This is a genomic window from Collimonas sp. PA-H2, from assembly GCF_002564105.1.
Taxonomy (GTDB): Bacteria; Pseudomonadota; Gammaproteobacteria; order Burkholderiales; family Burkholderiaceae_D; genus Collimonas.
Genome location: NZ_PDBX01000002.1, coordinates 346380 through 371029 on the forward strand (window position 1 = coordinate 346380; position 24650 = coordinate 371029).

Genomic DNA, 24650 nt, shown 5'->3' on the forward strand with positions numbered 1-24650 from the left:
TGCAATCCTAGGCAGTAACATGGATCCCCGCGTTCGCGGGGATGACGTTGTAGTTAGCCTTAAACATACGCCGGCACCAAGCAATGCTTATGCTCGATGTGATATTCAAATTCTTCGCGATAATTCTTGAGGAAACCGCGCACCGGCATTGCTGCCGCATCGCCGAGCGCGCAGATGGTGCGGCCCATGATGTTGCCGGCTACCGTATCCAGCAGATCCATGTCTTCCGGGCGGCCGTGGCCGGTTTCGATGCGATGCACCAGGCGGTACAGCCAGCCGGTGCCTTCGCGGCATGGCGTGCACTGGCCGCAGGATTCTTCAAAGTAGAAGTAAGACAGGCGCAGCAGCGATTTCACCATGCAGCGCGTTTCATCCATCACGATCACGGCGCCCGAACCCAGCATCGAGCCGGCCTTGGCGATCGAATCGTAATCGAGATCTGTGTCCATCATGACCTCGCCGCGAATCACCGGAGCGGAGGAGCCGCCAGGAATCACAGCCTTGATCTTCTTGCCGCCGCGCATGCCGCCGGCCAGTTCCATCAGCTTGGCGAACGGCGTGCCGAGCGGCACTTCGTAATTGCCCGGCTTTTCAACGTCGCCCGAGATCGAGAAGATCTTGGTGCCGCCGTTGTTCGGCTTGCCCAGCGCAGCATAGGCTTCGCCGCCCATGTTCAGCAGGAACGGCACCGCAGCGAAAGTCTCGGTGTTGTTGATGGTGGTCGGCTTGCCGTACAGGCCGAAGCTGGCAGGGAAAGGCGGCTTGAAGCGCGGCTGTCCCTTCTTGCCTTCCAGCGATTCCAGCAAGGCGGTTTCTTCGCCGCAGATATAGGCGCCGTAGCCGTGGAATGCGTGCAGCTGGAAATTGAATTCGCTGCCGAAGATCTTGTCGCCCAGGGCGCCGGCGGCGCGCGCCTCTTCCAGCGCTTCTTCAAAGCGCTCGTAGCCGGACCAGATTTCGCCGTGGATGTAGTTGTAGCCGACCGTGATGCCCATGGCGTAAGCGCCGATGGCCATGCCTTCGATCAGCGAATGCGGGTTGTAGCGAATGATGTCGCGGTCTTTGAACGTGCCCGGCTCGCCTTCGTCGGTGTTGCAGACCAGGTATTTCTGGCCTGGGAACTGGCGCGGCATGAAGCTCCACTTCAGGCCGGTCGGGAAACCCGCGCCGCCGCGGCCGCGCAGCGAACCGGCCTTGAGTTCGGCGATGACTTGTTCCGGCGTGATTTTTTCAGACAGGATGCGCTTGAGGGCGGTATAGCCGCCGCGCTTGACGTAATCGGCGTAGTGCCAGTTGTTGCCGTCCAGGTCAGCCAGGATCAGCGGGTTGATGTGACGATTGTGCAGACTGGTCATTTCTTCAGTTCCTCGATCAAGCCGTCAATCTTTTCGTTCGACATCCAGCTACACATGCGTTTGTTATTCACCAGCAGCACCGGCGCATCGCCGCAGGCGCCCATGCATTCGCCTTCCACCAGCGTGAACTGGCCATCGGCCGTGGTTTCACGGAAGCCGATGCCGAGCTTGTGCTTCAGATGCTCCGCCGCGCGATCGCCGCCGGACAACTGGCATGGCAGGTTGGTGCAGATGCTGATCTTGTGCTTGCCGACCGGCTTGGTGTTGTACATATTGTAAAAGGTCGCGACTTCCTGCACCGCGATCGCTGGCATGTCGAGGTAATCCGCGACATCCTGCATGGTTTCCGGCGCCAGCCAGCCCTTTTCGTCTTGCGCGATCGCCAGCGCGGCCATCACCGCTGACTGTTTCTGGTCGGCGGGGAATTTCGCGACTTCGCGATCGATCTTTTTGTATGTATCTTGACTTAACAACATGTGTTGGCCATTCGTGCGCGGTGTTTTGCGCGAGTAGTATTTAACAAATTGGGAGCAGAGCTCGAGAACCACTGTAGCGTGGCGAATTACACTTCTCGTGCAGCTCTGTCCTCAACTGACTAATAGTTGTAACAACAGCGATTGTTTAACAGCAGCCTTAACGGTCAATCTCACCGAACACGATGTCTTGCGTACCGATGATGGTGACGGCATCGGCGATCATGTGGCCCTTGGCCATTTCGTTCAAACCTTGCAGATGCGGGAAGCCAGGTGCGCGGATCTTCAGGCGGTAAGGCTTGTTGGCGCCATCGGAGACGATGTAGACGCCGAACTCGCCCTTTGGATGCTCGACTGCGGCATACGCTTCGCCCGGCGGCACATGGAACCCTTCGGTGAAGAGCTTGAAGTGATGGATCAGCTCTTCCATGTTCGATTTCATGTCGACCCGCGACGACGGCGCAACCTTGTGGTTGGTGGTCATCACCGGGCCGCTGTTGTTGCGCAGCCATTCTACGCATTGCTTGATGATCCGGTTGGACTGGCGCATTTCTTCCACGCGCACCAGGTAACGGTCATAGCAGTCGCCGTTCTTGCCGACCGGGATATCGAAGTCCAGCAAATCGTACACTTCGTAGGGCTGCTTCTTGCGCAGATCCCACTCGACGCCGGAACCGCGCAACATGGCGCCGGTAAAGCCCATGGCCTTGGCGCGCTCTGGCGACACCACGCCGATGCCGACCAGGCGCTGTTTCCAGATGCGGTTGTCGGTCAGCAGGGTTTCGTATTCGTCGACGTATTTCGGGAAGCGCACGGTAAAGTCTTCGATGAAATCCAGCAGGGAACCCTGGCGGTTTTCATTGAGCGCGCTGATCGCCTTGGCGTTGCGCACCAGCGAAGCCTTGTGCTGCGGCATGGTGTCCGGCAGGTCGCGATAAACGCCGCCCGGACGGTAGTAAGCCGCATGCATACGGGCGCCGGAAACGGCTTCGTAGCAATCCATCAAGTCTTCGCGTTCGCGGAATGCGTACAGCAGCACCGCCATCGCACCGACGTCCAACGCATGCGCGCCGATCCACATCAGGTGGTTCAGCAGACGCGTGATTTCATCGAACATGACGCGGATGTACTGGGCGCGCAGCGGCACTTCCAGGCCCAGCAGGCGTTCGATCGCCATCACATAGCCGTGCTCGTTGCACATCATCGACACGTAGTCAAGGCGATCCATGTACGGTACGGATTGCAGGTAGGTCTTCTGTTCCGCCAGCTTTTCGGTGCCACGGTGCAGCAAGCCGATATGCGGGTCGGCACGCTGGATCACCTCGCCGTCCAATTCCAGCACCAGGCGCAAAACGCCGTGCGCGGCCGGATGTTGCGGACCGAAGTTCAGCGTGTAGTTCTTGATTTCTGCCATTATTTGATCCCGTAGTGTTCTTCACGAATCACCCGCGGCGTGATTTCGCGCGGATCGATCGTTACGGGTTGATAAATTACGCGCTTCTGTTCGGCATCGTAGCGCATCTCGACATAGCCCGACACCGGGAAGTCCTTGCGGAACGGATGGCCGATGAAGCCATAGTCGGTCAGGATGCGGCGCAAGTCGTTGTGGCCTTCGAACAGGATGCCGAAGAAGTCGAATGCTTCGCGCTCGTACCAGTTGGCCGAAGCCCAGATATCGGTCAGCGAGGCCAGCACCGGCATCTCGTCGTCCGGCGCGAACACGCGCACCCGCAGGCGCCAGTTGTGCTCGATCGACAGCAGATGGGATACCGCGGCAAAACGCGCGCCATCCCAGGCGCCGTCGCCGTAGGTCGAATAATCGACGCCGCAAAGGTCGATCAGCTCTTCAAAACGGGTATCGGCGTGATCGCGCAGGACGCGCATCGCCGACAGGTAGTTGGCAGCCTTGACGATGATGGTGATCTCGCCGAAGGCCACGGTCAGACTTTGCAGGTCGTCGCCAAGCGCATTGCGCACGGCGGCTTCCAGGGTTTCCAGTTTGGTCGTCATGGTGCTCTCTTAACGCGCAATCGTATTGGTGCGGCGAATCTTGTTTTGCAACTGGATAATGCCGTACAACAGTGCCTCGGCAGTCGGCGGGCAGCCCGGGACATAAATATCCACTGGCACGATGCGGTCGCAGCCGCGCACCACCGAATACGAGTAGTGATAGTAGCCGCCGCCATTGGCGCAGGAACCCATCGAAATCACCCAGCGCGGTTCCGGCATCTGGTCGTACACCTTGCGCAAGGCCGGCGCCATCTTGTTGCACAGCGTGCCGGCCACGATCATGACATCGGACTGACGCGGCGACGGACGGAAGATTACACCAAAACGGTCCATGTCGTAGCGCGAGGCGCCGGCATGCATCATCTCGACGGCACAGCAGGCCAGACCGAAGGTCATCGGCCACAGCGAGCCGGTACGGGTCCAGTTGATCAGCTTGTCAGCAGTAGTGGTGACAAAGCCTTCGTTCAATACGCCTTCAATAGACATGACTTACTCCCAATCCAGAGCGCCGCGTTTCCAGATGTACCAGAAGCCCACCGCGAATTCGGCGATAAACACCATCATCGTGACAAAGCCCTGCCATCCGAGGTCGCGCATGGCAACCCCCCACGGGAAGAAAAAAGCGGTTTCCAGATCGAACAAAATGAACAAAATGGCGACAAGGTAGTAACGCACATCGAACTTCATGCGCGCGTCTTCGAATGCTTCAAAGCCGCATTCGTAAGGAGATGTTTTTTGGGAATCGGGCCGATGCGGCCCCAGTATCCGACCCAGCAATTGCGGTGCTACACCTACCGCGATACCGATCAGAATAAACAGCAGGACGGGAAAGTAATTTTCGAGGTTCACGATTATGCGCCAGTAGTTCAAACGATTAGCAGAATGATTTGCGGATCTGATGTATCAGACCTGACGCCCCCAATCCAGCAAACCACACTACAAGTTCCTCGACAAAAAGCCAGCGCAGGGGCAACCGTTGCTGGCCTCGTATTCTTTGGTGCCGACGGCGAGACTCGAACTCGCACAGCTTTCGCCACTACCCCCTCAAGATAGCGTGTCTACCAGTTTCACCACGTCGGCATAAGCGCGTATTTTAACCTGATTTAGTACTTTTGTTCAATGCACAATCGGATTAAAAGTCAGCAATTTCACTCTAGAACAGCTACTAATTTACTGCAGGGAGAAGATTTCGCCGCAATGCGGCAAATCCTACCCTTTTTCCGGCAAATACTTACTTCGGAATCTGATTGGACTGGGCGCTGCCGGTCGCCGGCGCAGGCACCGAAGCAGCCGCGCTGGCCGAGCCGGAAGCAGCCGGAACTGCTGCTGCAGGAGCCGAAGTTGCAGGAATCGCCGCCGGAGCAGATGCCGCCGCCGGCGCGGTAGCTGCCGGCAGATTGTCCATCAGGCCGCCGGTAGCGACCGAACGGTGATTACCGAGATACACCAGGGCCAGGGTGGCGATGAAGAACAGCGCTGCCGCGGCGCCGGTCGACTTCGACAGGAAATTCGAAGAACCAGTAGCGCCGAACAGGCTGCCGGAAGCGCCGGAGCCGAAAGCGGCGCCCATATCGGCGCCCTTGCCATGCTGCAGCAGCACCAGGCCGATAATCGTCAACGCCGACAACACCTGAACGATGACAATGATATTGAATACTGTGTTCATTTAATGATTTCCAAGGAGAGTTGATTCTTTATTTTTACTAAAACTGGATTACCGCGTACAAAATCGGCACTACCGGGCGGCTACTGCAATCGCCAGGAAGTCGGCTGCCTTCAAGGCCGCGCCGCCGATCAGGCCGCCGTCGATATCCGGCATGGCCAGCAGTTCGACAGCGTTGTCCGGCTTCATGCTGCCGCCATACAAAATCTTTACTTCAACTGCCGCCGTGGGATTCTTCCCGGCCAGCTTGGCGCGCAGAGCCAGATGCACATCTTGCGCCATTTGCGGCGTCGCCGTCTTGCCGGTGCCGATTGCCCATACCGGCTCGTACGCCACCACAATCCCGCCCACCTGCGCCATATCCAGCACATTCAGTACTGTCTGCAGCTGACGGCCAACCACCGCATCAGTCTGGCCCGCCTCGCGCTCGCTCAAGGTTTCGCCGACGCAGACGATAGGCGTAACGCCGGCCTGCAACGCACGCAGCGCCTTCTGCGCCACCACTTCATCGCTCTCGCCATGATAAGCACGGCGCTCGGAATGGCCGACGATCGCATAGCGGCAAGCAAAATCCTGCAACATGCCGACCGCGACTTCACCAGTATACGCGCCTGCCGCATGGGCCGACACGTCCTGGCTACCCAAGGCGATTGCCGTTCCGGCAAGTTCAGCCTGGCATTGCGCAAAGTAAGGCGCCGGCACGCACACAGCCACATCGCAGGCAACAAGCGCCATGCCAGCCTTGATTTCTGCCAGTAAAGCAGCGTTGGCAACCAGACTGCCATTCATTTTCCAGTTACCGGCTACAAGTTTACGACGCATATTTGGCAAGGCCCAGGTTTTCAATAACCCGGCATTCTAACGCGCCGGGGGGAAAGCGGTCAAACCGGCAAGAAATGTTTACCGATTGCTGCTGCCCCGTCCGACGCCGCAATAAGCAGCAAATCCATGCTCTCGACCTTCCCCATCAACAATAAATCAGGGGCGAAGATATCAGGAAAATGCTTTCGCAGCAGCAACAGATTGCGAGAAAAGCGTCATATCGACATTGCCGCCGCTCACGATCACCCCTACTTTTGCCCCGGAGAATTCGATTGCCTTGTGCATCACGGCCGCGGCAGCCAGGCATCCTGCCGGCTCGACCACGATCTTCATGCGTTCAGCAAAGAAACGCATCTGGGTGCGCAACTGGTCGTCGCTGACGGTAAGGATATCCTTGACATAGGCTTGCAGAATCGGCAAGACCAGCTTGCCAATGTGTTGCGTCTGAGCACCATCGGCGATGGTATCGGGCACCGGGATGTGCACGATATTGCCACTTCGCAAAGATTGCTGAGCATCATTACCCGCTTCCGGCTCAACCCCATACACGACGCAGTCCGGCGACAAGTGCGCCGCCGCTATGGCGCAGCCGGACAGCAAACCGCCGCCGCCGGTGCATACGAACAGGTAATCGAGCGGCCCGACGGCATCGAACAATTCTTTCGCGGCCGTGCCCTGCCCGGCGATCACGTCGCGATGATCATAGGCCGGAATCACAGCGCAGCCGCGCTCCGCCGACAGGCGCGCGGCGATCACTTCGCGGTCTTCGCGCTCGCGGTCGTACAAGATGATTTCGGCGCCGTATTCGCGGGTTGCCGCCAGCTTCATCGCCGGCGCATTGCTCGGCATGACGATGGTTGCATGCACGCCGAGCATGCGCGCCGCCAGCGCCATCCCCTGCGCATGATTGCCGGACGAAAAAGCCACCACGCCCTGCTGCTTCTGCTCTTCGCTCAGGCAGCTGATGGCGTTATAGGCGCCGCGGAACTTGAAGGCGCCGACGCGCTGGAAATTTTCGCACTTGAAGAAGATGCTGGCGTCCGCATGACTGTCGGCCTGGCTTGATGTCAGCACTGGCGTCTTGTAGGCGACCCCTTCAAGGCGCTTGGCCGCAGCGGCGATATCCTGGTAAGTTACAGCGAGTTCGGTAGCAGCCATTTTTCATCCTTTATAAATGTGATACATGCCGAGGCGGCTGTCGCTTACTCTGCAAGACGGCGCCGGAACATCCAGCGGCCGCTGTCGGAATCCTGCGGAATGTATTGATAGCCGCCGAGGTCGAAGGCTTTCAGCTGCTCTGCGTCGGTGATCTTGTTCAAGGCCGCATAACGCGCCATCAGGCCGCGTGCGCGCTTGGCGTAGAAAGAAATGATCTTGTACTTGCCGTTCTTCCAGTCTTCGAACACCGGCGTCACGATGCCGGCATCCAGCACCGCCGGCCGCACCACCTTGAAATATTCTTCCGACGCCAGGTTGACCAGTGTCCTGGCCTTTTGCCGGCCGATCTGCCGATTGAGCGCCTGGGTCACGGTATCGCCCCAGAACGCGTACAGATTCTTGCCGCGCGGGTTGGCCAGGCTGGTGCCCATTTCCAGCCGGTAGGGCTGCATCCGGTCCAGCGGCCGCAGCACGCCATACAGCCCGGACAGGATCCGGATACGGCTCTGCGCATAGTTCAGCTGGGTGGCGTTCAGGGAAGCGGCATCCAGGCCTTCGTAGACATCGCCGTTGAAAGCCATGACGGCCTGCTTGGAATTGGCGCTGGTGAATTGCTTCGACCACGAAGCGAAGCGCGCTGTGTTCAGCTGCGCCAGCGGATCGGAGATTTTCATCATGCTGCCGATCTGGTCCGGCGACAGCTGTTGCAGGACGCTGATCAGCTCGGCGGAATGGTCGATGAAATCGGGGGTGGTGTGGGTTTCTGTCGTGCTGGGGGTGCTGTAATCGAGGGATTTTGCAGGCGACAAAACAATCAGCATTGTGGAGATCCGAAATAAGCAGAAGAATGTCCGCAATGATACCGAAACAATGCCGACGCTGCTGGCGCCGCCTCTCAGTCGAAAGCACCCTGCAGCAGATCGCGCTCGAATTCGGCCACCCAGGTAGAGCCGTCGCCGATCGGATACTGGCTTTTCCGCCCGCTGGATTTTCTGCTGACGGTCACAAACCCGGCCAGCCCCAGGATCTCGTCGGTCTTCGGATCGGTGGTATCCACTTCATGCAGCTCAAAATCGTCGGCGGCAAGATGCCGTGCTTGCAAAACCGCGTGGAAATCCTTTTTTTCGCCTGGTTCGATCAGCTTCATCATGGCTCCTGAAGTATCGTCATTGGATTCCTACCTTAGCACAGCCGGGCTGCGCCCAAATATTCCACCCGAATTACTTTCTTAATAGTAATATTTCGGCGCGATTTTCTATCCACAAAACAAATAGATTGCCGCCTTCGGCAGAACCCACCATGCCGGTCAAAAAAACATCAACTTTACAAAAGTTCGAACAGGAGACGCGTAGTGCAAAACAATATTCCCATGACTTCAAGTAGCGAACGCAAAATCAGCTGGCAAAGCGCCAGCCAATGGCCACTGCTGCGCATCCTGCTAGGCATCGGCGCCATCGTGATTCCGATTGCGCTGGCCCAGTTCGCCCTCAGCCAGCTCAAGGGCGCAGTGCCGCTGGCGCACGACATTGCGCGCGCGATCTCGCTCGGCAACCTGCTGACTATCGTGCTGGCGCTGCTGGCTTACCGCTTTTATGTGCATAGCGTGGAGCGGCGGCGTTGCGATGAATTTTCCTCATCCAGTGCTTTTCTGGAGTTGTCCGGCGGCGTGCTGCTGGGCGCGGCCATGTTCAGCCTGGTGCTTGCGATCTTGTGGCTCACGGGTCATTACCGGATTACCGCAAACGGGGCATGGAGTACGCTGTTTCCGGCAGCCATGGCAGCGGGCGCCGCGGCGGTCAGCGAAGAACTGATTTTCCGCGGCCTGATTTTCCGCATCAGTGAACGCGCCCTGGGAACCTGGCTAGCCCTGCTGATTTCGGCGGCCCTGTTTGGCGCCGTGCATTACCTCAATCCCGGCGCCGGCCTGCAAGGTGCGCTGTCCATCATGCTTGAAGCCGGCATCTTCCTGGCCGCCGCCTTCATGCTGAAGCGCCGCCTGTGGCTACCGGTGGGAGCCCACTTTGCCTGGAACTTCACTCAGGGCGGCATCTTCGGACTAGCGGTTTCCGGTGGCAAGGGATCCGGCCTGCTGCAGGGAGAAGTGAGCGGACCGCTATGGCTGTCCGGCGGCGTCTTCGGCCTGGAGGCCTCCGTGGTCGCCATCGCCATCTGCTTCCTGGTCGCCACGCTGCTACTGCTGCGTGCCGCCGCCAAGGGAAACTGGGTCAAGGCGCCGTGGAGGCATCGCAGCCTGGCCCCGGCCGCAAGCTGATATATAGTCAGGCGCCCGTGCCGCCACGGCGGCGCGGGTGTCGCGCCATCAGAATTGATACGCAAACAGCTTGGTGTCGGAACCGTCGTCCTTCAGCTGCAGTATTTTTTCAAACTGCAAACCCATCTTTTCCAGCAGCCTGATCGAGGCATGGTTGTCCGGCGCAGTAATGGCCACCACCCGCTGCAGGCCGCAAACGCGGTTGGCATGCTGCAGCACCGCGGACGCGGCTTCGTAAGCGTAGCCCTTGCCCCAGAACTCCGGCAGGAAGGCGTAGCCGATATCGACATCGTCCAGGGTTTCCCGTTTTACCAGGCCGCAGATGCCGATCGGCAGTCCGCCCTCTTTCAATTCCGTCATGTAGAAACTGAAGCCGTCGCGCGCCTGCGCCACTACCGGGCCGCTCAGGATCGCAGCCTGCGCCGCCTCCACCGTCCGGATGCCGCGGTCGCCGATAAACTTCAGCCAGGCCGGCTGGGTCACCAGACTCAGGTAAAACTCGGCATCGCCGGCGTTCAAGGTGCGCAGGATCAAGCGTTCCGTTTCTAGGATTTTCATCGTGGTGGTTTTCCCTTGGGTGGATATTTACCTGTAACATGGGAGCATAAGCAAAGGTTTGTCGCTTGTCCAGCGAGCGCATCCTTGATCCAAAAAACGCACCCTCCCTTATTCCAGGAAGCCGCAATGAACGCCAGCCCGCGAACCGTCCTGATGCCGATCCCCAACCTGGATTTCGACCCGAGCGAAGTGGCTGTCTGCTGGCGCATATTGACGGCGCAGGGACATCGCGTGGTGTTCGCCACGCCCGATGGCCGGCCTGCGGCCGCCGATCCGCTGATGCTGTCCGGCGAAGGCCTGGACCTGTGGGGCGGCATCCCGTTGCTGAAGAAAGTAAAGCTGCTGGGCCTGGCCTTGCGCGCAAATGGCGCCGCGCGCGCCGACTACGCGGCGCTGCAAAGCGATCGCGCCTTTCTTGCGCCGCTCAGTTACGCCGAACTGCGGCTGGCCGACTACGAGGGCCTGCTGCTGCCCGGCGGCCACCGTGCACGCGGCATGCTGGCTTACCTGGAGAGCCAGCCATTGCAGGATTTCGTCGGCGCCTTTTTCGACAGCGGCAAGCCGGTAGCCGCCATCTGCCACGGCGTCGTGCTGGCCGCCCGCAGCCGTTCACCCCATACTGGAAAATCGACGCTGTACGGACTCAAGACCACGGCGCTCACCTGGAAACTGGAACGGACTGCCTGGAAGCTGATGAAATTTTGCGGCCGCTTCTGGGATCCAGCCTATTACCGCACCTATGGCGAGCAAAGCGGCGAGGCGGCCGGCTACCGCAGCGTCCAGGCCGAAGTGAGCCGCGCCCTGGCGCAGCCCGGCGACTTCCTCGACGCCAGCCCGGCGGCGCCGGATTTCTTCCGCAAAAGCAGCGGCCTGTTCCGCGACAGCGGCAGCGACAGCCGGCCGGCGTTTGTGGTCACGGACGGCAACTACGTCTCGGCCCGCTGGCCCGGCGACGTCCACTTGTTTGCCAAGACCTTCGCCGATTTGCTGGAAGCCGCTTCAGGACGGCAGAGCGCAGGGTAAAATGCGCGCAACCGATTGATGGAAACCCGCATGCACCCAGATTTACCAACCCAGACGCCCGCCGCGCAACGACAGCAACCGCAGCAACGGCCGCGCATTGTCATCGACACCAATGTCTGCCTCGATCTGTTCGTGTTCCGCGATCCGCGCTGGCAAGGCTTGATGAGCGCCTTGCAAAGCGGCGCCGTGGAAGCTGTGACGCGCGCCGACTGCCGCCTGGAGTGGCAGATGGTTTTGCACTACAGCCACTTGCCGATTACCGACCAGACCCGGCCCGGCTTCAACGCCGAATATGATGCCCTGATCACCTGCCTGGCGGCGGAAGCGCTGACGCCGCGCACCGACGTCCGCCTGCCGCTGTGCACCGACCGCGACGACCAGAAGTTCCTGGAACTGGCGCTGGGCGCCCATGCCACCACCCTGATCACCAAGGACAAGGCGCTGCTGAAGCTGGCGCGCAAGACCGCCAAGATCGGGCTGTTCGCCATCATCCCGCCGCAGGCCTGGCCGCCAGCCGTTTCATAATCAGGATCAGACCGCTTTATTGCCCGAACAGCAATTTGGCGCAGCGCTGTGCGGTCTGCGACAAAACGCTAAAATGCGGGATCCAGACATAAGCCCAGATAGCCAGCAAATGAAACGTGATTCAATAGATTCAAACAGCAAGGCAGCAGCACGTCAGCTCAGCTCCAAACTGCCACGAGTCGGCACCACCATTTTCACGGTGATGTCGACCCTGGCCAGCGAAAAATCGGCGGTCAACCTGGGCCAGGGCTTCCCGGATTTCGATTGCGACCCGGCTTTGGTGGACGCCGTCAGCGGCGCCATGAAAAGCGGTTTCAACCAGTATCCGCCCATGCCCGGCGTGCCGGCCCTGCGCCAGGCCATCGCCAGCAAGATAGAAACCATCTACGGCCAGCGCTACGATGCCGCCAGCGACATCACGGTCACCGCCGGCGCCACCCAGGGCCTGCTGACCGCGATCATGTGCGCGGTCCATCCCGGCGACGAAGTGATCGTGATCGAACCGGCCTACGACAGCTACGTGCCAGCCATCGAACTGGCGGGCGGCAAGCCGGTGCTGGTACAGATGGTGGTGGGCGCGGATGGCTACAGCATCCCCTGGGCCCAGATTGCCGCCGCGGTTACCGCACGCACCCGCATGATCATGATCAATTCGCCGCACAACCCGACCGGCAGCGTGCTGAGCCTGGCCGACATCGAAGCGCTGAAAGACATCGTGCGCGGCACCGACATCCTGATACTGTCCGACGAAGTGTATGAACACATGGTGTTCGACGGCGCCCGCCATGAATCGGTCTGCCGCCACCCGGAACTGGCCGAGCGCGCCTTCGTGGTCTCCAGCTTCGGCAAGACCTACCACGTCACCGGCTGGAAAATCGGCTATGTGGCGGCGCCGGCGGCGCTGTCGGCGGAATTCCGCAAGGTCCATCAATACAATATCTTTACCGTCAACACCCCGGTACAGCACGGGATTGCACAGTACATGCAGAATCCGGCGCCCTACCTGGAGCTGCCGGCCTTCTACCAGCGCAAGCGCGACCTGTTCCGCGCCGGCCTGGAAAACACCCGTTTCAAGCTGCTGCCGGCGGACGGCACCTATTTCCTTTGCGTCGACTACTCGGCCATTTCATCGCTGAGCGAAGCCGACTTCGCCATCTGGCTGACCTCGGAAATCGGCGTTGCCGCCATCCCGGTCTCGGCTTTCTACCAGTCGCCGCGCGAATCGGGCATCGTCCGTTTCTGCTTCGCCAAACAGGACCAGACACTACAGCTGGCGCTGGAACGGCTGGCCAAGATCTGAGCAAGACCTGCTTCCATTACAAGTCCTCACTTTCAACAAAAGGGAATAATCATGATCGATGTCTATAGCTGGGCCACGCCGAACGGGCACAAGATTCACATCATGCTGGAAGAGCTAGGCCTGCCGTATCGCGTGCACGCCGTCGATATCGGCGCCGGCGACCAGTTCAAGCCGGATTTCCTGTCGATTTCGCCCAACAACAAGATTCCCGCCATCGTCGACGCCGACGGTCCGGACAGCAAACCGATTTCATTGTTTGAATCGGGCGCGATCCTGGTCTACCTGGCCGGCAAGAGCGGCAAGTTCCTCGGCAATACCGAGCGCGAGAAATTCAATACCCTGCAATGGCTGATGTTCCAGATGGGCGCCGTCGGGCCGATGCTGGGCCAGACCCACCATTTTCGCATCTACGCGCCGGAAAAGATCGAATACGCCATCAACCGCTACAGCAACGAAGCCAAACGCATCTATGGCGTGATCGACAAGCAACTGTCGCAGCACCCGTACCTGGCCGGCAATGAATACACTATCGCCGACATCGCTACCTTCCCGTGGATACGTTCATGGAAAAACCAGGGCATCGAATTGAGCGACTATCCGCACCTGCAAGCCTGGTTCGACACCATCAGCGAGCGGCCGGCGGTCAAGCGCGGTGTCGAGGTGCTAGCGTCGCACCGCAAGCCGCTGACGGATGACAAGGCGCGGGATATCCTGTTCGGCAGCCAGCAGTATCAGAAACGGTAAGGTGGGCACGGGGTGCCCACCCTACGGTTGCGGGTAGCTGACCGCCAGTATTTCCAGCTCATCCAGCCCGGCCGGGGTCATGAAGGTCACCGTTTCACCTTCGTGCGCCTTGGTTAGAGCGCGCGCGACCGGTGAAATCCAACTGATTTTTCCATGCAGGGGGTCCAGCTCGTCGATGCCGACAATGGTCACAGTGTGTTCCTCGCCGGCGGAATTCTGGTAAGTCACCGTGGCGCCGAAGAAGACCTGGTCCCGGCCATGATGGACGCTGGGGTCCACCACTTCCGCCAGATCGAGCCGCTTGGTAAGAAAACGGATGCGGCGGTCGATTTCGCGCAGCCGGCGCTTGCCATAAATATAATCGCCGTTTTCCGAACGGTCGCCGTTGGAGGCGGCCCAGGAAACGATACGCACCACCTCCGGCCGGTCGACGTCGATCAGGTGCAACAGCTCGTCTTTCATGCGCTGATAACCGGCCGGCGTCATGTAGTTTTTTGTGCCAGGCGGGATCGGCGGCAATCCGAATTCCAGATCGTCGTCGTCGCCTTCTGATTCTTTAACAAATGCCTTGTTCATAGCAGACATTGTAGTTCCAATTGCGCGCCGGCTGACGATTTTGCCTAAAACTGGGGGCTTGCCCACCATGGCGGTATGGTAAAGTCAGGCCGGTGCAATGTTGCCCGTGCTGACTCACTATCCTGCCCTATGCCTGCCAATTCCTCCCGCCCTGCCCGCTCAGATTCCGTCACCCCGTTCCGGATTGGCCTTGCCACCAGCCGCAGCCATCAGCACGGCCAGGAATCGGCGCTGGCGCAGCTGCTCAACGGCAGCCGCAAGATCATCGAACAGCAGTTGCAGCCGCAGCTGATCGTGGTGGGACGCACCCTGGACGCCATGCAGCAACTGGGCCTGTTGCCAGACTATCCACACATCGAACGCTTTCCCTACGGCCGCCATGGCGGCCTGATGAAGCTGGTGTCGCGGGTGGTGGATGCCGATCCGGCGCGCACCCTGGATGCAGTGATCTACCTGATGGATCCGGTCGATCCGTCCTCGACTTTTCCGGAAGCGGTGGCCTTGAAACGGCAATGCGTGATCCATGGCAAGCCATTCCTGTCGACCCTGGCCGGTGCGCTTGAATGGCTGGAACTGGAAGCGGTGGCGGCCGGCGCCGCGCCGAATCCGCTGCTCGACCCGACTTTCGACCTGGGACAGGAAGGCATTGCCCTGATCGCCCACGATGCCATGAAAGAACGCATGCTGGATATCGCGGAACGCCATTTCGCCCTGCTCGACCAGTTTGCTTTCCGCTGCGCCACCGGCACCACCGGCAGCCTGCTCAACAAGCTGGCGCAGAAAATCAAGGGAGAGGAAGCCGGCCGCAACTGGGTCAAGCCCTTTCTCAGCGGCCCGCTCGGCGGCGACGCCCAGATCGCCGAACTGATCCTCGAGCGCCAGCAATGCCGGCGCGTGCTGTTCCTGGAAGACCCGCACGTGGCGCGCCAGCATGAGGCCGATATCCAGCTATTGGAGCGCGCCGCCCGCACCGTCACCGACTACGCACTCTGCATCAGCGATGCCGAGTGCGGCGAACGCTGGCTGAGTTTGCTGCAGCAGCGCGCGGCATTGGCCAAATCCTAGGACCTGTCTTGGCGGCGACGCTTGCCGTCATTGGTATTCAATCGTGAAAGTCGCGGTGCCGTTGGCCGGTCCGGTGGTGATATTGGGCGCGGTCTGGTAGTAGCGCGCCGTGAACGGCACCACGTATTGGATGTCGGCGGATGGACCGACCGTCGCCGCGGTGCCGAACACCACCGGGTTGCTGTTCTTGTCCAGAATCTGGATGCCGACCCCGGTCGCCACGCCTGTCCCTTGCGTCAACTGTGTAACTCCGGGACTCTTCGATAGATCTGCCGTAGCCTGCATGTTCAGCAGGATAGTGTTCTGTGCATTCTCGCCGCGCTGGCAATTCAGCTTGATATTGAAGGGACGGGCTCCGGCAGTCGAACCGACGCCTTTGAAACTGCCCCTGGAAATCGAGCCGAAATTCACCACCACGTTCTGCGAGCCGGTATCGACCGTGCATGAGGGCGTGATGATGGTGATGCCATTGCCGGACAGGATAGAGGTGATGGCGGATTTGCCGTCGCCATTGCCGACGTAGGTGGTGTAAGTGCCGGCAGCCAGCGGACCGTTGCCGGTCTTGGTGGCGATCTTGACCAGTTCGACCGTGAAATAAGACGGGCTATAAAAAGCCACCGTGGTGGAAACCGACCAGCTCAGCACATGCGGGTAAAAAGTCTGGCCGATCCCGGTAATCTGACGCGACAGGCGGATGCCTACGCCGGTAACGGCTGTCGTGTAGACATTCGGCATGCCCGGCACTGCCGTTCCTTGCAACATGCTGCCGGTCGCCGTGCCGCCGCCGTTGCAGTTCCAGGCCGTTTCAGAAGCCCCCGAAATCGGAATCGGAAAGCTCTTGGTGGCGAATACCGCGCCGATGGCGGCGCTGTTCGGAATCACCACCGTGCCCATATCCATCTGGATGATTTTCTCGGTAGCGCCGGCCGGCCTCACGCAAGCGGCCTGCGCATTGCCCACAAAAAATATGGATAGCAGCGCCAATAGTCCCAGCACTGCCAGCCATGCCAGAGCGCCGTTGATCTTGTCTGTAGTTGCTTGCGTTCTCTTCATGCCACTCCTCGTTTGCCGGGCTTCAGGCCGGGTCAACGGCCTGAACCGTGCCGGCAGGCAGCTGGCTATTGATATTCAATCGTGAAAGTCGCGGTGCCGTTGGCCGGTCCGGTGGTGATATTGGGCGCGGTCTGGTAGTAGCGCGCCGTGAACGGCACCACGTATTGGATGTCGGCGGATAGACCGACCGTCGCCGCGGTGCCGAACACCACCGGGTTGCTGTTCTTGTCCAGAATCTGGATGCCGACCCCGGTCGCCACGCCTGTCCCTTGCGTCAACTGTGTAACTCCGGGACTCTTCGATAGATCTGCCGTAGCCTGCATGTTCAGCAGGATAGTGTTCTGTGCATTCTCGCCGCGCTGGCAATTCAGCTTGATATTGAAGGGACGGGCTCCGGCAGTCGAACCGACGCCTTTGAAACTGCCTCTGGAAATCGAGCCGAAATTCACCACCACGTTCTGCGAGCCGGTATCGACCGTGCATGAGGGCGTGATGATGGTGATGCCGTTGCCGGACAGGATAGAGGTGATGGCGGATTTGTTGTCGCCATTGCCGACGTAGGTGGTGTAAGTGCCGGCAGCCAGCGGGCCGTTACCGGTCTTGGTCGCGGTCTTGATCAACTCGACCGTAAAATACGATGGGCTCAGAAATACCGCGGTGCCGCTGGTGATATTGATGACGTGGGGATAATAAGTCTGCCCTATGCCGGTAATCTGGCGCGACAGCCTGATTCCCACGCCGGTCACGGCCGTGGTGTAAACATTCGGCATGCCGGGTACCGGCGAACCTTGCAATATGCTGCCCGTTACATAGCCGCCGCCGGTGCAGATCCAGGACGTTTCCGATGCGCCGGCAATCGGGATGGTAAAGCTCTTGGTGGCAAAAACGGCGCCGATGGCGGCGCTGTTTGGAATAACCACCGTGCCCATATCCATCTGTATGATTTTTTCGGTAGCGCCGGTCGGCCGCACGCATGCCGCCTGCGCGCTGGCCGCGCTCAACAAGGCAGCCGCCGCAAGCGCCATCAATGCCAGGCTGCACCTTCCACCGGCGATCTTTTCCCGTAGTGATTTCATGATCATTCGCATTGCCCGTTCAATTCACGGATCGGCGCCGGATTTTTATCCGCCGGGACGTGGTATTTGACGCTGCACTGTTCCGCCGCGCCCTGCCCCCACTTGACGTTCAGCACGCCGCTTTCCCTGGCGCCGGTGATGAAGGTCTGGCCTTCGCTGCCGACGATCCCCATATCCTGCCCTTGTTCGTTCTCGACCTTGGCCCCGAACGGCAGCGGCTTGCCGCTCTTGTCGCTCAGGTTCAGCATGATGCGCAAGCCGATCGAAGTTTCGAATTTCGCCAGCACCACGGCGCCACGGGTCGGCACCACATCCAGCGCTGCATTCTTGACTTCGACGTTGTCGCCCAGGTCTTCGGTGCGCACCGCCAGCCGGTTGACCCGGTACGGGCTCAAATTCGCCAGCACCGCATTGCCGCGGCTGTCGGTACGCACACCCGGATAGACTTCAAAGCCGACGTTGGCGGCGTCCGGCGCTTCCACCAGCGCCATGGTTTCGCCCAGAGGCTGCGACAAGGTAACGCCGCCGCCATGCGCCACCAGGCCGCCGGCCATGCCGAGCGTGGTCTGGCCGTAGCCGGAGCCTTGCGCGCGGCCGAAGTCGACGCGGCCGTATTGCGACAGGTAACTGGCGGAGGCGCTGCCGCTGTTGTCGTTCTGATTCGAGTGAGCGGCCGTGACGTTGTAAGTCAGGCGGCCATCATCCAGCGCCGAACCGTAGACGCTGGCTTGCTGCGTCACCTCGCCGTTGTTGCCCTTGGCCACGGTGTAGCGCGCATAGGAGCGGCTGTCGCCGAGCGGGATCGACAGGGTCGCCATCAGCTGGCGGTTCGATGGGCCGTTCAGATTGGTGCTGTAGTTATAGAAAATACTGTAGCTGAACTGCTTGTAAAAATTCGAGTAGCCGACCTGCATCAGGCGGTCTTTCTGATCGGTGCCCCAGTAGCTTTGCTGCTGGATCGAGGCGTAGGCGGTGCCACCCTTGCTGCCCAGCTGCTGCGCCAGTTCCAGCCGCACCTGGTTGCGCCGGTTGTTGAGTACCTGGCCGTTCTGCAGATCCTGCATCTGCGCCGCTTCCTGGAAGGTGCGGAAGCCGCCGGTGGAATAGCGGTAGCCGGCCATGCGCACGCTGGTGCCGTAGTTCTCGAAGGATTTGGCGTACAGGAAGCGCAACGACTGGCCGTCATAGTTCTGGTTGAACGGTCCCTTGGTATGCGCTTGCGAGACGTCGGCGGAAATCGCGCCGAAATCGCGCAGGTTCTTGCCGACCCCGAACAATGCCGACTGATAGATATCGGAGCCGATCACACCGCCGTACACCGAATATTCTTTGCCCAGGCCGCGCGCCACCGTGCCTTGCACGAAATTCGGCTTGGCGTTGCTGGAGCCGGCGTTGATGGTGGAATAGCCGTTGCGGTACTGGCCGCCGGTCACGCTGTAGCGCCAGACGCCTTCGCGCAGCAAGGTCGGCACTGCCGAAAAGGCCTGGCGGAACTTGGTTTCACGGCCGTCGGCTTCGGTAATCGTCACTTCCAGGTCGCCGCTGGTAGAGGTCGGATACAAGTCGTCCAGTACAAACGGACCAGGCGCGACATAGGTGCTGTACACCACGAAGCCGTTCTGCCGCACCGTCACGCGCGCGTTGGTCTGCGCCACGCCGCGGATGGTCGGCGCATAGCCCTGCTGGCTGTCGGGCAGCATGCCGTCGTCGGACGACAGCTGCACGCCGCGGAACTGGAAAGCGTCGAAGAAATTACCAGGGGTAGTGCTATCGCCGATCGTCAATTGCCCGCCGAGCGAGGCGATATCGCGCTGCAGGTAGGAGGTCACCGACTGCCAATGGCCTTCGCCGTCGACGCCGCGGTTATAGGTCGAAAAATTGCGGAAACGCCAGTCTCCCAGGTTGAAGCCGCCGCGCAGGCCTGCATACAGGGTGTTGCGGGCTTGCGTGGTGGCGCTGGGGTTGGCGTTGAATTCGGTAATGCTGCTGTTCATAGTGCTGGCGGCATTATTGCCGCCGTCATAGCGCGCCGCTGAAATCTGGTAGTCCAGCATGGCGACATTGATGCCCTTGTCCCATTTGTCAGGACTGATGGCGCCGCGCGCCTGGCGCTTCATGGCAGCTTGCGGGATGCTCAGGGTCAGGCGCAGTTTCTCGCCGTCGTAGGAAACGCTGGAACCAGGGATTGCCTGCGCCAGGTCGACGCATTGGTCGCCGGCCGCCATCAGGACCGGAAACACTTCCACCTTGACGCCCCAGCCTTCCAGCATGGCGCGGGTGATGCAAGCCTGGGCATTCTTGCCCTCGCCCTGGTCGCTGAACACTACCTGACTCTGGCCGACGCTACTTTCGTTGAGGCTGACATCCACCAGGTAGCTGCCGGGCATGACCCGGTTGCCGAACGCGAACAGCGACAAGTCGGCGCGGCTTTGTTCGCCGCCGATATCCAGGAACTGCTCGTTGAATACCGAGCCGCCCTGGCCTTGCGCCTGAGCCAGCTGCGACAGCACGGCCAGCGTGATCGCTGACAGCGCCAGGCGTACCGGTTTGCGTTGATGCGACAATCTGATCACAGCTTTCCCTTCCTTTGTTTCTGCCTTGCGCGGCAGACTGACTTGCCCTGACAGGATCTGGTGCTTGCTACCTGGGAGATGACGACGGTGTTACTTGCCTGCAGGCTCAACTGAAGTCGTTGTCGCAGCCGGCGCAGCGGGCTGCGCTGCGGCTGCGGCGCCGACCGCCACCTTGGTCACGACCTCCGGCGTTTCGCCGCCGTAGTCATTGATGGTGGTGTAGCTGACGTCGATCGGCTGCGGCGTGCTGATCGCGGTCAGCGGGAAATCGCTGGCGCCGAAAGGCAGCACCATGCCGGCCTTGGTCTGTTCCTTGTTGCCGTTGATTTTGAAACCGGTGAAGGTCAGGTTGTAGGCGCTCGGATTGTTGACCCGCAACGCGGCGCCCTTGCCGTCTTGGCCAGGCACCACCGACAGCGTCACCAGGTTGCGCGCTTCATCCGGCTTGCCGGCCAGGCCCGCCGGCCGGTAGAAAATCTTGATGCGGGTGCGCACGGCGACCTGCAGCACGTTCGGTTGATCCGATTTTTCCGGGATTTCCTTGACGTTGAGCCAGAACACCGTTTCGCGGTCGCTCGGCAGATCGCCGGAAATGCGGACGATGCGCAAGATGTTTTCGGCGCCGGGATCGAGCCGCGACAAAGGCGGCGTCACCAGCAGCGGCGCCTTGTTCTTGCCTTCGCCGGCATCGACCCAGGTTTGCACCACGTACGGCGAGGTACCGGTGTTCTTCAGCGGAATCGACGCTTGCCGGTCTTTTTCGCCCAGGATCACGCGGGTGCCGCCAAGCATGACGCTGGCGTTTGCCGCCAGCGCGCTCATCATCAGCACGCTGCCGAGGATGGCGGAAGTGATGATTCGTTTGTTCAACATGGAAAACCTCGTCTGTCAAATGTCCTATGCACAAATTTCTAAGCAAGCACAGGCCGCTATCGCGTGCTCACAAATTGATGCATGGGTATCGCTGGAAAATGATGGCCGGCTTGCCGCTACCGTTGCGGCTTGCCAGCCCATCCTTAAAACCTGGCCGCAGCAAGCACCAGGCTGCCCGTCCCGCCGCAAGCGGCGCAACGAGGTAATGCCGTTTCAGGATTTTTGCGAAGCGCGCTGATTACAGGTAAGTAACGACGAACTGTGCAGTGGAGTTAGCTGGACCAACGGTGACTGCAGGACCAGTCGAAACGTAGGTAGCCTGGAAGTTCAGAGGATTGTTGCCCAGACCCAGAACGTAAGTGCCCGATGCCGAACCGACAGGGATCTTGGTGCCGGCGGAGTCGCCCAGCTCGATCGCCACGCCAGTTGCTGTAGTAACGCCAACCTGGCCAGCGTTAGCCAGAGCCAGATCGTCGGTGACGTTAGCATCGGTTGTGCCGGTGAAAGTCACGGTTGCGCCTTTGGCGGTTGCGCCGCAGTTGGTCAACAGGATCTGAAACTTCGATGGCGTTGCCTTCTTGCCGGCGGCGCCGTTCAATACTGCGCGCGACACTGTGCCCATAGGAACAGTGATGTTTTGGCTGGAAGGATCGATCGAGCAAGGCGAGTCAACGATCTGGCCGTTGAAATTCACGGTGCCGCCGTCAGCGAAGGCCGCTTGGGACAACAGACCTGCAGCAGCAACTGCAACCAACTTAGCGATAGTCATTTGTTTCATTTTTACCCTCAGATATAAAAGTAGATGTTCGATTCAAATTAATGAATTGCCAACACGGCGAAACAAATTGTAGGGGCAAAAATTCACAAAATGTCATTACTGACAATGTTTAACAATTACTAACAAACACTTATTATTGGGCGGAAATAAAAGATGGCCTAAATATTGATTATTGGTAAAAATATAATCATTAATGACAATCAACTAAATGTAAGAAACCCGCTCCTGGCTTGCTTTTGCGGCCCATGCGGCAAAGCGCCATCAGTCTGAAGGGCAACTAAATTGAACTAAGGAAATTCTTAAAATGTCCGCAGGAAACATGGTGTTTGTCGTGGGATTGCAACAATTCTTTACGAATCTTTACACTCGCGCGTCGTAGCGTTTGCGGTTTCCTCACGTTTTGCGGCAACCCGCCGTTGTTTCTGGCAGCCGTCGCCGCCATGCTCGACAGCGAGGCGCTCAGGAAGATGCCAGTTGCCGGTACTGTACTATCGCTCACATCCGAGAGGCTGGCGCAGATGTCGGTTCGCTGGCGCAGGTATAAGCCTTGCGTAGCGTCGGCTACGGCATCTCGCATGTGGAATGAAGGAAGTGCTGGCCAGCATCAAGCTGTCTGAGTGGGTAGCTGACGCGCTCCGGCCCCTGCGGCCCTTATGTGGAGCTGGCCGAGGCTTGTGAGTTGAATTTGCCGCTGGCCGGGCCGCTCTCGGCTTCGCTGAAAATCATTCCGATGGACGTCACCTGGCGCACCTGTCGCCGCTGGCCTTGGCGCAGAATCTGGGTGTACCAGCAGCGTAGATGGCGCTGCCAAGCCGCAATTATTATTTGCGCTTTGCTGTTGTAGGGTGGGCACTCCGTGCCCACGCGTACGTAGCGGGGGGCGCGAAGCCCGGGACACGAATGTCCGCAGCGCTGCGTGGGCACGGAGTGCCCACCCTACAGCGCTGCAGCGGCCGCCGGCGGGTGATTCCCGGGCAACTGCCGCCGCCAATTGCGCAAGCCGACAAGCGCCAGCACGATGAATCCCGCGTACAAGCCTGCGGTCAGGTTCAGGTCTTTATAGATGTACACGCCGACGTAGATAATGTCGACCGCAATCCACAGCCACCAGTTGGCGACATATTTGCGCGCCATCCAGAACTGGGCCACCAGGCTGAAGCTGGTCAGCGCCGAATCCAGCCATGGAATGTGGGCGTCGGTGAAGCTGGCCATGACATAACCCAGCACTACGCTGCCCGCGGCGCCGGCCAGCAGGCCGGTCAGCAAACCCCGCTTCGGCAGGCGCTGCGGCTGGATATGCTGACTATCCTGGTCCGACGTCCCGCTTCTCCATTGCCACCAGCCGTACAGCTGCATGACGGCAAAGATCAGTTGCAGCAGCAAGTCCGAATACAGTTTCGCCACCAGGAATATGCGCGCATACAGCAGCACCGATACCAGGCCTATCGGCCAGCACCACAAATGACGGCGCGCAGTCAGCCAGACCGCCAGGGCGCTCACTATGACTGCAACGATTTCCAGACCTGACATCAAGACTCCTGTGTATCGGTTTTACGTTCGCAGCGACGCTGCAGATGGTCGAGCAGATAGCGGCCGGCATCGCTGTTGAACCATGCCGCATGGCCGAGAAAATAAGTATCGTAGGCCAGCGCCGCATTTTCAGTGGAGTGCTGCACGCCATGAAAATACGCCAGCTCGGATAGCGCGAACTCGATATGCACCAAGGGCAGCATGGCCGGCAATGCCGCCGCTTCCAGCGCCGACAAGGGCGTCACGCTTTCATAGGCGTCCAGCATGGCGTCCAGCTGATCGATATGCACCAGATGGCGCTGGCTGCCGCTGGCCAGGGGCAAGGCCAGCCATTCGATCAGGTTGCGTTCAATCGCGTTGGCCAGGTCGTAGACCGCGCAAGTGCGGTCGGCCAGGCCGAAATCCAGCACTGTCTTGACAGCAGCCGGCGCCGGCGCGGCCTGCCACAGCAGATTGGAAGCGTGCCAGTCGTTATGCGTCCACAACGGCGCCAAGCCATGCAGCAAGGGACTGAGGCGGGCGTGGAACGGCAGCAGCACCCGCGTCACGTCGGCGCGCCAGTCGCGCGGCGCCAGATAGTCGCTCAATGCCGGGCGCTGCTGGATATAAAGCTGGATGCGCTCCAGCACTGCTTGCGGCTGCTCTGCATGCAACAAGGTAAAGCCGGAGGACAGCAGCCTGGTGCTGCGCGCCGGCGCATCATGGCCGCGGGCGGCCAGGTGCAGCAAGGCCAGTTCGCGGCCGGCAGCGGCGGCGTCGGCGCAACTCAGGAAAGGCGTCCATGAGGTGGCGTCGCGGTAGCGGTCGACGCCCTGGCCGACGCGCTGCACTTCGTAAGTCCAGTCGCCGTCGGCATAGGCCGTATTGCCGTCGCCGGTGCTCAGCACTTCGCTGACCGCCAGTCCATTGCCCCGCAGATGAGCCATGAAACGATGCTCGTCCATCAGCTCGTCAACCGTGCGGATGGCACGCAGCAGGCGCTTGATGAACAACGGGCCCGAGTCCGTCGCCGCCACGCAGGCGCTGGAAAAGGGCCGCGGGCTATGCCAGTCGAGCCGCGTCACTACGCCCGCCAGCGGGTAGTGACGCAGCAGGCGCGCGACTTCATCCAGCGTCAATGACGGCCAGCTGGGCTGCACCACGTCCATGCCCATGCCGTGGCTCAGCACTGCTGGCAGGCCGCTGGCGTCGTCTGGTTTTGCATCCTTCATGCCGCTTCCATC

27 protein-coding genes and 1 tRNA gene are annotated in these 24650 nt (G+C 60.1%); 7 read left to right on the forward strand and 21 right to left on the reverse strand.

The annotated features are described in order from the left end of the window. Nucleotides 1-59: 59 nt before the first annotated feature. The 12 genes from nuoF to BCF11_RS27195 form a co-directional block, all read right to left on the reverse strand. Nucleotides 60-1355 (reverse strand): NADH-quinone oxidoreductase subunit NuoF, encoded by a 1296-nt coding sequence (gene nuoF / locus BCF11_RS27140; protein ID WP_098497954.1) that lies wholly within the window; start codon nt 1353-1355, stop codon nt 60-62. Then, nucleotides 1352-1831 (reverse strand): NADH-quinone oxidoreductase subunit NuoE, encoded by a 480-nt coding sequence (gene nuoE / locus BCF11_RS27145; RefSeq protein WP_098497955.1) that lies wholly within the window; start codon nt 1829-1831, stop codon nt 1352-1354. The genes nuoF and nuoE overlap by 4 nt, the downstream gene beginning before the upstream one ends. A 157-nt stretch (nt 1832-1988) precedes the next feature. After that, on the reverse strand, nt 1989-3242 hold the full coding sequence (locus tag BCF11_RS27150; protein WP_061539686.1) for an NADH-quinone oxidoreductase subunit D: 1254 nt from the start codon (nt 3240-3242) through the stop codon (nt 1989-1991). Continuing rightward, the gene (locus tag BCF11_RS27155; protein WP_098497956.1) at nt 3242-3838 is read right to left on the reverse strand and encodes an NADH-quinone oxidoreductase subunit C; all 597 of its coding nucleotides are present in this window, start codon (nt 3836-3838) and stop codon (nt 3242-3244) included. The genes BCF11_RS27150 and BCF11_RS27155 overlap by 1 nt, the downstream gene beginning before the upstream one ends. Before the next feature lie 9 nt (nt 3839-3847). After that, nucleotides 3848-4324 carry an NADH-quinone oxidoreductase subunit B family protein gene (locus BCF11_RS27160; protein ID WP_014005578.1) on the reverse strand — a complete coding sequence of 159 codons (477 nt, stop codon included), beginning with the start codon at nt 4322-4324 and terminating at the stop codon, nt 3848-3850. A 3-nt stretch (nt 4325-4327) separates the two neighbouring features. Further along, entirely contained in the window at nt 4328-4687 is a 360-nt protein-coding gene (locus BCF11_RS27165; protein ID WP_061946053.1) for an NADH-quinone oxidoreductase subunit A, read from the reverse strand. 146 nt (nt 4688-4833) lie between these two features. Further along, nucleotides 4834-4918 (reverse strand) — tRNA-Leu (locus tag BCF11_RS27170). 151 nt (nt 4919-5069) lie between these two features. After that, nucleotides 5070-5504, reverse strand: a complete 435-nt coding sequence (gene secG, locus BCF11_RS27175) for a preprotein translocase subunit SecG (RefSeq protein WP_098497957.1) — start codon at nt 5502-5504, stop codon at nt 5070-5072. A gap of 69 nt (nt 5505-5573) precedes the next feature. Beyond that, complete coding sequence (gene tpiA / locus BCF11_RS27180; RefSeq protein ID WP_098497958.1) at nt 5574-6323, reverse strand: triose-phosphate isomerase; 750 nt, start codon at nt 6321-6323, stop codon at nt 5574-5576. A 171-nt stretch (nt 6324-6494) separates the two neighbouring features. After that, a complete protein-coding gene (locus BCF11_RS27185; RefSeq protein ID WP_098497959.1) occupies nt 6495-7481 on the reverse strand; it encodes a threo-3-hydroxy-L-aspartate ammonia-lyase in 987 nt (328 codons plus the stop codon). Between the two features lie 44 nt (nt 7482-7525). Then, the gene (gene yaaA / locus BCF11_RS27190; protein WP_098497960.1) at nt 7526-8302 is read right to left on the reverse strand and encodes a peroxide stress protein YaaA; all 777 of its coding nucleotides are present in this window, start codon (nt 8300-8302) and stop codon (nt 7526-7528) included. A gap of 74 nt (nt 8303-8376) precedes the next feature. Next, a complete protein-coding gene (locus tag BCF11_RS27195; protein WP_233212733.1) occupies nt 8377-8631 on the reverse strand; it encodes a transcriptional regulator in 255 nt (84 codons plus the stop codon). A 201-nt stretch (nt 8632-8832) separates the two neighbouring features. Between BCF11_RS27195 and BCF11_RS27200 the strand changes: the two genes are divergently transcribed. Then, nucleotides 8833-9753: a CPBP family intramembrane glutamic endopeptidase gene (locus BCF11_RS27200; RefSeq protein WP_158229299.1), complete on the forward strand. Its 921-nt coding sequence runs from the start codon at nt 8833-8835 to the stop codon at nt 9751-9753. A gap of 48 nt (nt 9754-9801) precedes the next feature. On the opposite strand, the gene BCF11_RS27205 is transcribed toward BCF11_RS27200, so the two are convergent. Then, nucleotides 9802-10311: a GNAT family N-acetyltransferase gene (locus tag BCF11_RS27205; RefSeq protein WP_098497963.1), complete on the reverse strand. Its 510-nt coding sequence runs from the start codon at nt 10309-10311 to the stop codon at nt 9802-9804. 126 nt (nt 10312-10437) lie between these two features. On the opposite strand from BCF11_RS27205, the gene BCF11_RS27210 reads away from it, so the two are divergent. The 4 genes from BCF11_RS27210 to BCF11_RS27225 all read left to right on the forward strand — a co-directional run bounded on the left by BCF11_RS27210 (nt 10438) and on the right by BCF11_RS27225 (nt 13903). Beyond that, the gene (locus tag BCF11_RS27210) at nt 10438-11334 is read left to right on the forward strand and encodes a type 1 glutamine amidotransferase domain-containing protein (protein WP_098497964.1); all 897 of its coding nucleotides are present in this window, start codon (nt 10438-10440) and stop codon (nt 11332-11334) included. A gap of 30 nt (nt 11335-11364) precedes the next feature. Next, nucleotides 11365-11859, forward strand: coding sequence for a putative toxin-antitoxin system toxin component, PIN family (locus BCF11_RS27215; RefSeq protein WP_098497965.1), 495 nt, complete (start codon nt 11365-11367; stop codon nt 11857-11859). 109 nt (nt 11860-11968) lie between these two features. Next, nucleotides 11969-13159, forward strand: a complete 1191-nt coding sequence (locus BCF11_RS27220) for a pyridoxal phosphate-dependent aminotransferase (RefSeq protein ID WP_098497966.1) — start codon at nt 11969-11971, stop codon at nt 13157-13159. 51 nt (nt 13160-13210) lie between these two features. Next, nucleotides 13211-13903 carry a glutathione binding-like protein gene (locus tag BCF11_RS27225; RefSeq protein WP_098497967.1) on the forward strand — a complete coding sequence of 231 codons (693 nt, stop codon included), beginning with the start codon at nt 13211-13213 and terminating at the stop codon, nt 13901-13903. Nucleotides 13904-13924: 21 nt separating this feature from the next. On the opposite strand, the gene greB is transcribed toward BCF11_RS27225, so the two are convergent. Then, a complete protein-coding gene (greB, locus tag BCF11_RS27230) occupies nt 13925-14479 on the reverse strand; it encodes a transcription elongation factor GreB (protein ID WP_098497968.1) in 555 nt (184 codons plus the stop codon). 129 nt (nt 14480-14608) lie between these two features. On the opposite strand from greB, the gene BCF11_RS27235 reads away from it, so the two are divergent. Beyond that, the gene (locus BCF11_RS27235) at nt 14609-15544 is read left to right on the forward strand and encodes a methylglyoxal synthase (protein ID WP_098497969.1); all 936 of its coding nucleotides are present in this window, start codon (nt 14609-14611) and stop codon (nt 15542-15544) included. Nucleotides 15545-15571: 27 nt separating this feature from the next. On the opposite strand, the gene BCF11_RS27240 is transcribed toward BCF11_RS27235, so the two are convergent. The 4 genes from BCF11_RS27240 to BCF11_RS27255 form a co-directional block, all read right to left on the reverse strand. Beyond that, nucleotides 15572-16597 carry a fimbrial protein gene (locus BCF11_RS27240; RefSeq protein WP_098497970.1) on the reverse strand — a complete coding sequence of 342 codons (1026 nt, stop codon included), beginning with the start codon at nt 16595-16597 and terminating at the stop codon, nt 15572-15574. A 65-nt stretch (nt 16598-16662) separates the two neighbouring features. Further along, nucleotides 16663-17673, reverse strand: coding sequence for a fimbrial protein (locus BCF11_RS27245; RefSeq protein WP_098498014.1), 1011 nt, complete (start codon nt 17671-17673; stop codon nt 16663-16665). Between the two features lie 2 nt (nt 17674-17675). Next, complete coding sequence (locus BCF11_RS27250; RefSeq protein WP_098497971.1) at nt 17676-20246, reverse strand: fimbria/pilus outer membrane usher protein; 2571 nt, start codon at nt 20244-20246, stop codon at nt 17676-17678. Between the two features lie 90 nt (nt 20247-20336). Continuing rightward, the gene (locus BCF11_RS27255; protein WP_098497972.1) at nt 20337-21119 is read right to left on the reverse strand and encodes a molecular chaperone; all 783 of its coding nucleotides are present in this window, start codon (nt 21117-21119) and stop codon (nt 20337-20339) included. Between BCF11_RS27255 and BCF11_RS27260 the strand changes: the two genes are divergently transcribed. Continuing rightward, nucleotides 21100-21357, forward strand: coding sequence for a hypothetical protein (locus BCF11_RS27260; protein WP_143751540.1), 258 nt, complete (start codon nt 21100-21102; stop codon nt 21355-21357). The two genes, BCF11_RS27255 and BCF11_RS27260, sit on opposite strands and share 20 nt — an antisense overlap. On the opposite strand, the gene BCF11_RS27265 is transcribed toward BCF11_RS27260, so the two are convergent. The 3 genes from BCF11_RS27265 to BCF11_RS27275 form a co-directional block, all read right to left on the reverse strand. Beyond that, nucleotides 21358-21888: a fimbrial protein gene (locus BCF11_RS27265; RefSeq protein WP_230427135.1), complete on the reverse strand. Its 531-nt coding sequence runs from the start codon at nt 21886-21888 to the stop codon at nt 21358-21360. A 945-nt stretch (nt 21889-22833) separates the two neighbouring features. Next, on the reverse strand, nt 22834-23427 hold the full coding sequence (gene pnuC, locus BCF11_RS27270; protein ID WP_199111270.1) for a nicotinamide riboside transporter PnuC: 594 nt from the start codon (nt 23425-23427) through the stop codon (nt 22834-22836). After that, entirely contained in the window at nt 23427-24638 is a 1212-nt protein-coding gene (locus BCF11_RS27275) for a phosphotransferase enzyme family protein (protein WP_098497976.1), read from the reverse strand. Before BCF11_RS27275 ends, pnuC begins: the two co-directional genes overlap by 1 nt. Nucleotides 24639-24650: the final 12 nt, after the last annotated feature.

Coding starts and splice junctions, on each gene's coding strand:
- nuoE (WP_098497955.1), bottom strand. CDS start 1,831: ATGTTGTTAAGTCAAGATACATACAAAAAGATCGATCGCGAAGTCGCG.
- secG (WP_098497957.1), bottom strand. CDS start 5,504: ATGAACACAGTATTCAATATCATTGTCATCGTTCAGGTGTTGTCGGCG.
- BCF11_RS27275 (WP_098497976.1), bottom strand. CDS start 24,638: ATGAAGGATGCAAAACCAGACGACGCCAGCGGCCTGCCAGCAGTGCTG.
- BCF11_RS27220 (WP_098497966.1), top strand. CDS start 11,969: ATGAAACGTGATTCAATAGATTCAAACAGCAAGGCAGCAGCACGTCAG.
- BCF11_RS27155 (WP_098497956.1), bottom strand. CDS start 3,838: ATGACGACCAAACTGGAAACCCTGGAAGCCGCCGTGCGCAATGCGCTT.
- BCF11_RS27215 (WP_098497965.1), top strand. CDS start 11,365: ATGCACCCAGATTTACCAACCCAGACGCCCGCCGCGCAACGACAGCAA.
- BCF11_RS27260 (WP_143751540.1), top strand. CDS start 21,100: ATGATTCGTTTGTTCAACATGGAAAACCTCGTCTGTCAAATGTCCTAT.
- pnuC (WP_199111270.1), bottom strand. CDS start 23,427: ATGTCAGGTCTGGAAATCGTTGCAGTCATAGTGAGCGCCCTGGCGGTC.
- BCF11_RS27240 (WP_098497970.1), bottom strand. CDS start 16,597: ATGAAGAGAACGCAAGCAACTACAGACAAGATCAACGGCGCTCTGGCA.
- BCF11_RS27235 (WP_098497969.1), top strand. CDS start 14,609: ATGCCTGCCAATTCCTCCCGCCCTGCCCGCTCAGATTCCGTCACCCCG.
- BCF11_RS27245 (WP_098498014.1), bottom strand. CDS start 17,673: ATGAAATCACTACGGGAAAAGATCGCCGGTGGAAGGTGCAGCCTGGCA.
- yaaA (WP_098497960.1), bottom strand. CDS start 8,302: ATGCTGATTGTTTTGTCGCCTGCAAAATCCCTCGATTACAGCACCCCC.
- BCF11_RS27265 (WP_230427135.1), bottom strand. CDS start 21,888: ATGACTATCGCTAAGTTGGTTGCAGTTGCTGCTGCAGGTCTGTTGTCC.
- BCF11_RS27205 (WP_098497963.1), bottom strand. CDS start 10,311: ATGAAAATCCTAGAAACGGAACGCTTGATCCTGCGCACCTTGAACGCC.
- BCF11_RS27255 (WP_098497972.1), bottom strand. CDS start 21,119: ATGTTGAACAAACGAATCATCACTTCCGCCATCCTCGGCAGCGTGCTG.
- greB (WP_098497968.1), bottom strand. CDS start 14,479: ATGAACAAGGCATTTGTTAAAGAATCAGAAGGCGACGACGACGATCTG.
- nuoF (WP_098497954.1), bottom strand. CDS start 1,355: ATGACCAGTCTGCACAATCGTCACATCAACCCGCTGATCCTGGCTGAC.
- BCF11_RS27160 (WP_014005578.1), bottom strand. CDS start 4,324: ATGTCTATTGAAGGCGTATTGAACGAAGGCTTTGTCACCACTACTGCT.
- BCF11_RS27225 (WP_098497967.1), top strand. CDS start 13,211: ATGATCGATGTCTATAGCTGGGCCACGCCGAACGGGCACAAGATTCAC.
- BCF11_RS27150 (WP_061539686.1), bottom strand. CDS start 3,242: ATGGCAGAAATCAAGAACTACACGCTGAACTTCGGTCCGCAACATCCG.
- BCF11_RS27195 (WP_233212733.1), bottom strand. CDS start 8,631: ATGATGAAGCTGATCGAACCAGGCGAAAAAAAGGATTTCCACGCGGTT.
- BCF11_RS27185 (WP_098497959.1), bottom strand. CDS start 7,481: ATGGCTGCTACCGAACTCGCTGTAACTTACCAGGATATCGCCGCTGCG.
- tpiA (WP_098497958.1), bottom strand. CDS start 6,323: ATGCGTCGTAAACTTGTAGCCGGTAACTGGAAAATGAATGGCAGTCTG.
- BCF11_RS27210 (WP_098497964.1), top strand. CDS start 10,438: ATGAACGCCAGCCCGCGAACCGTCCTGATGCCGATCCCCAACCTGGAT.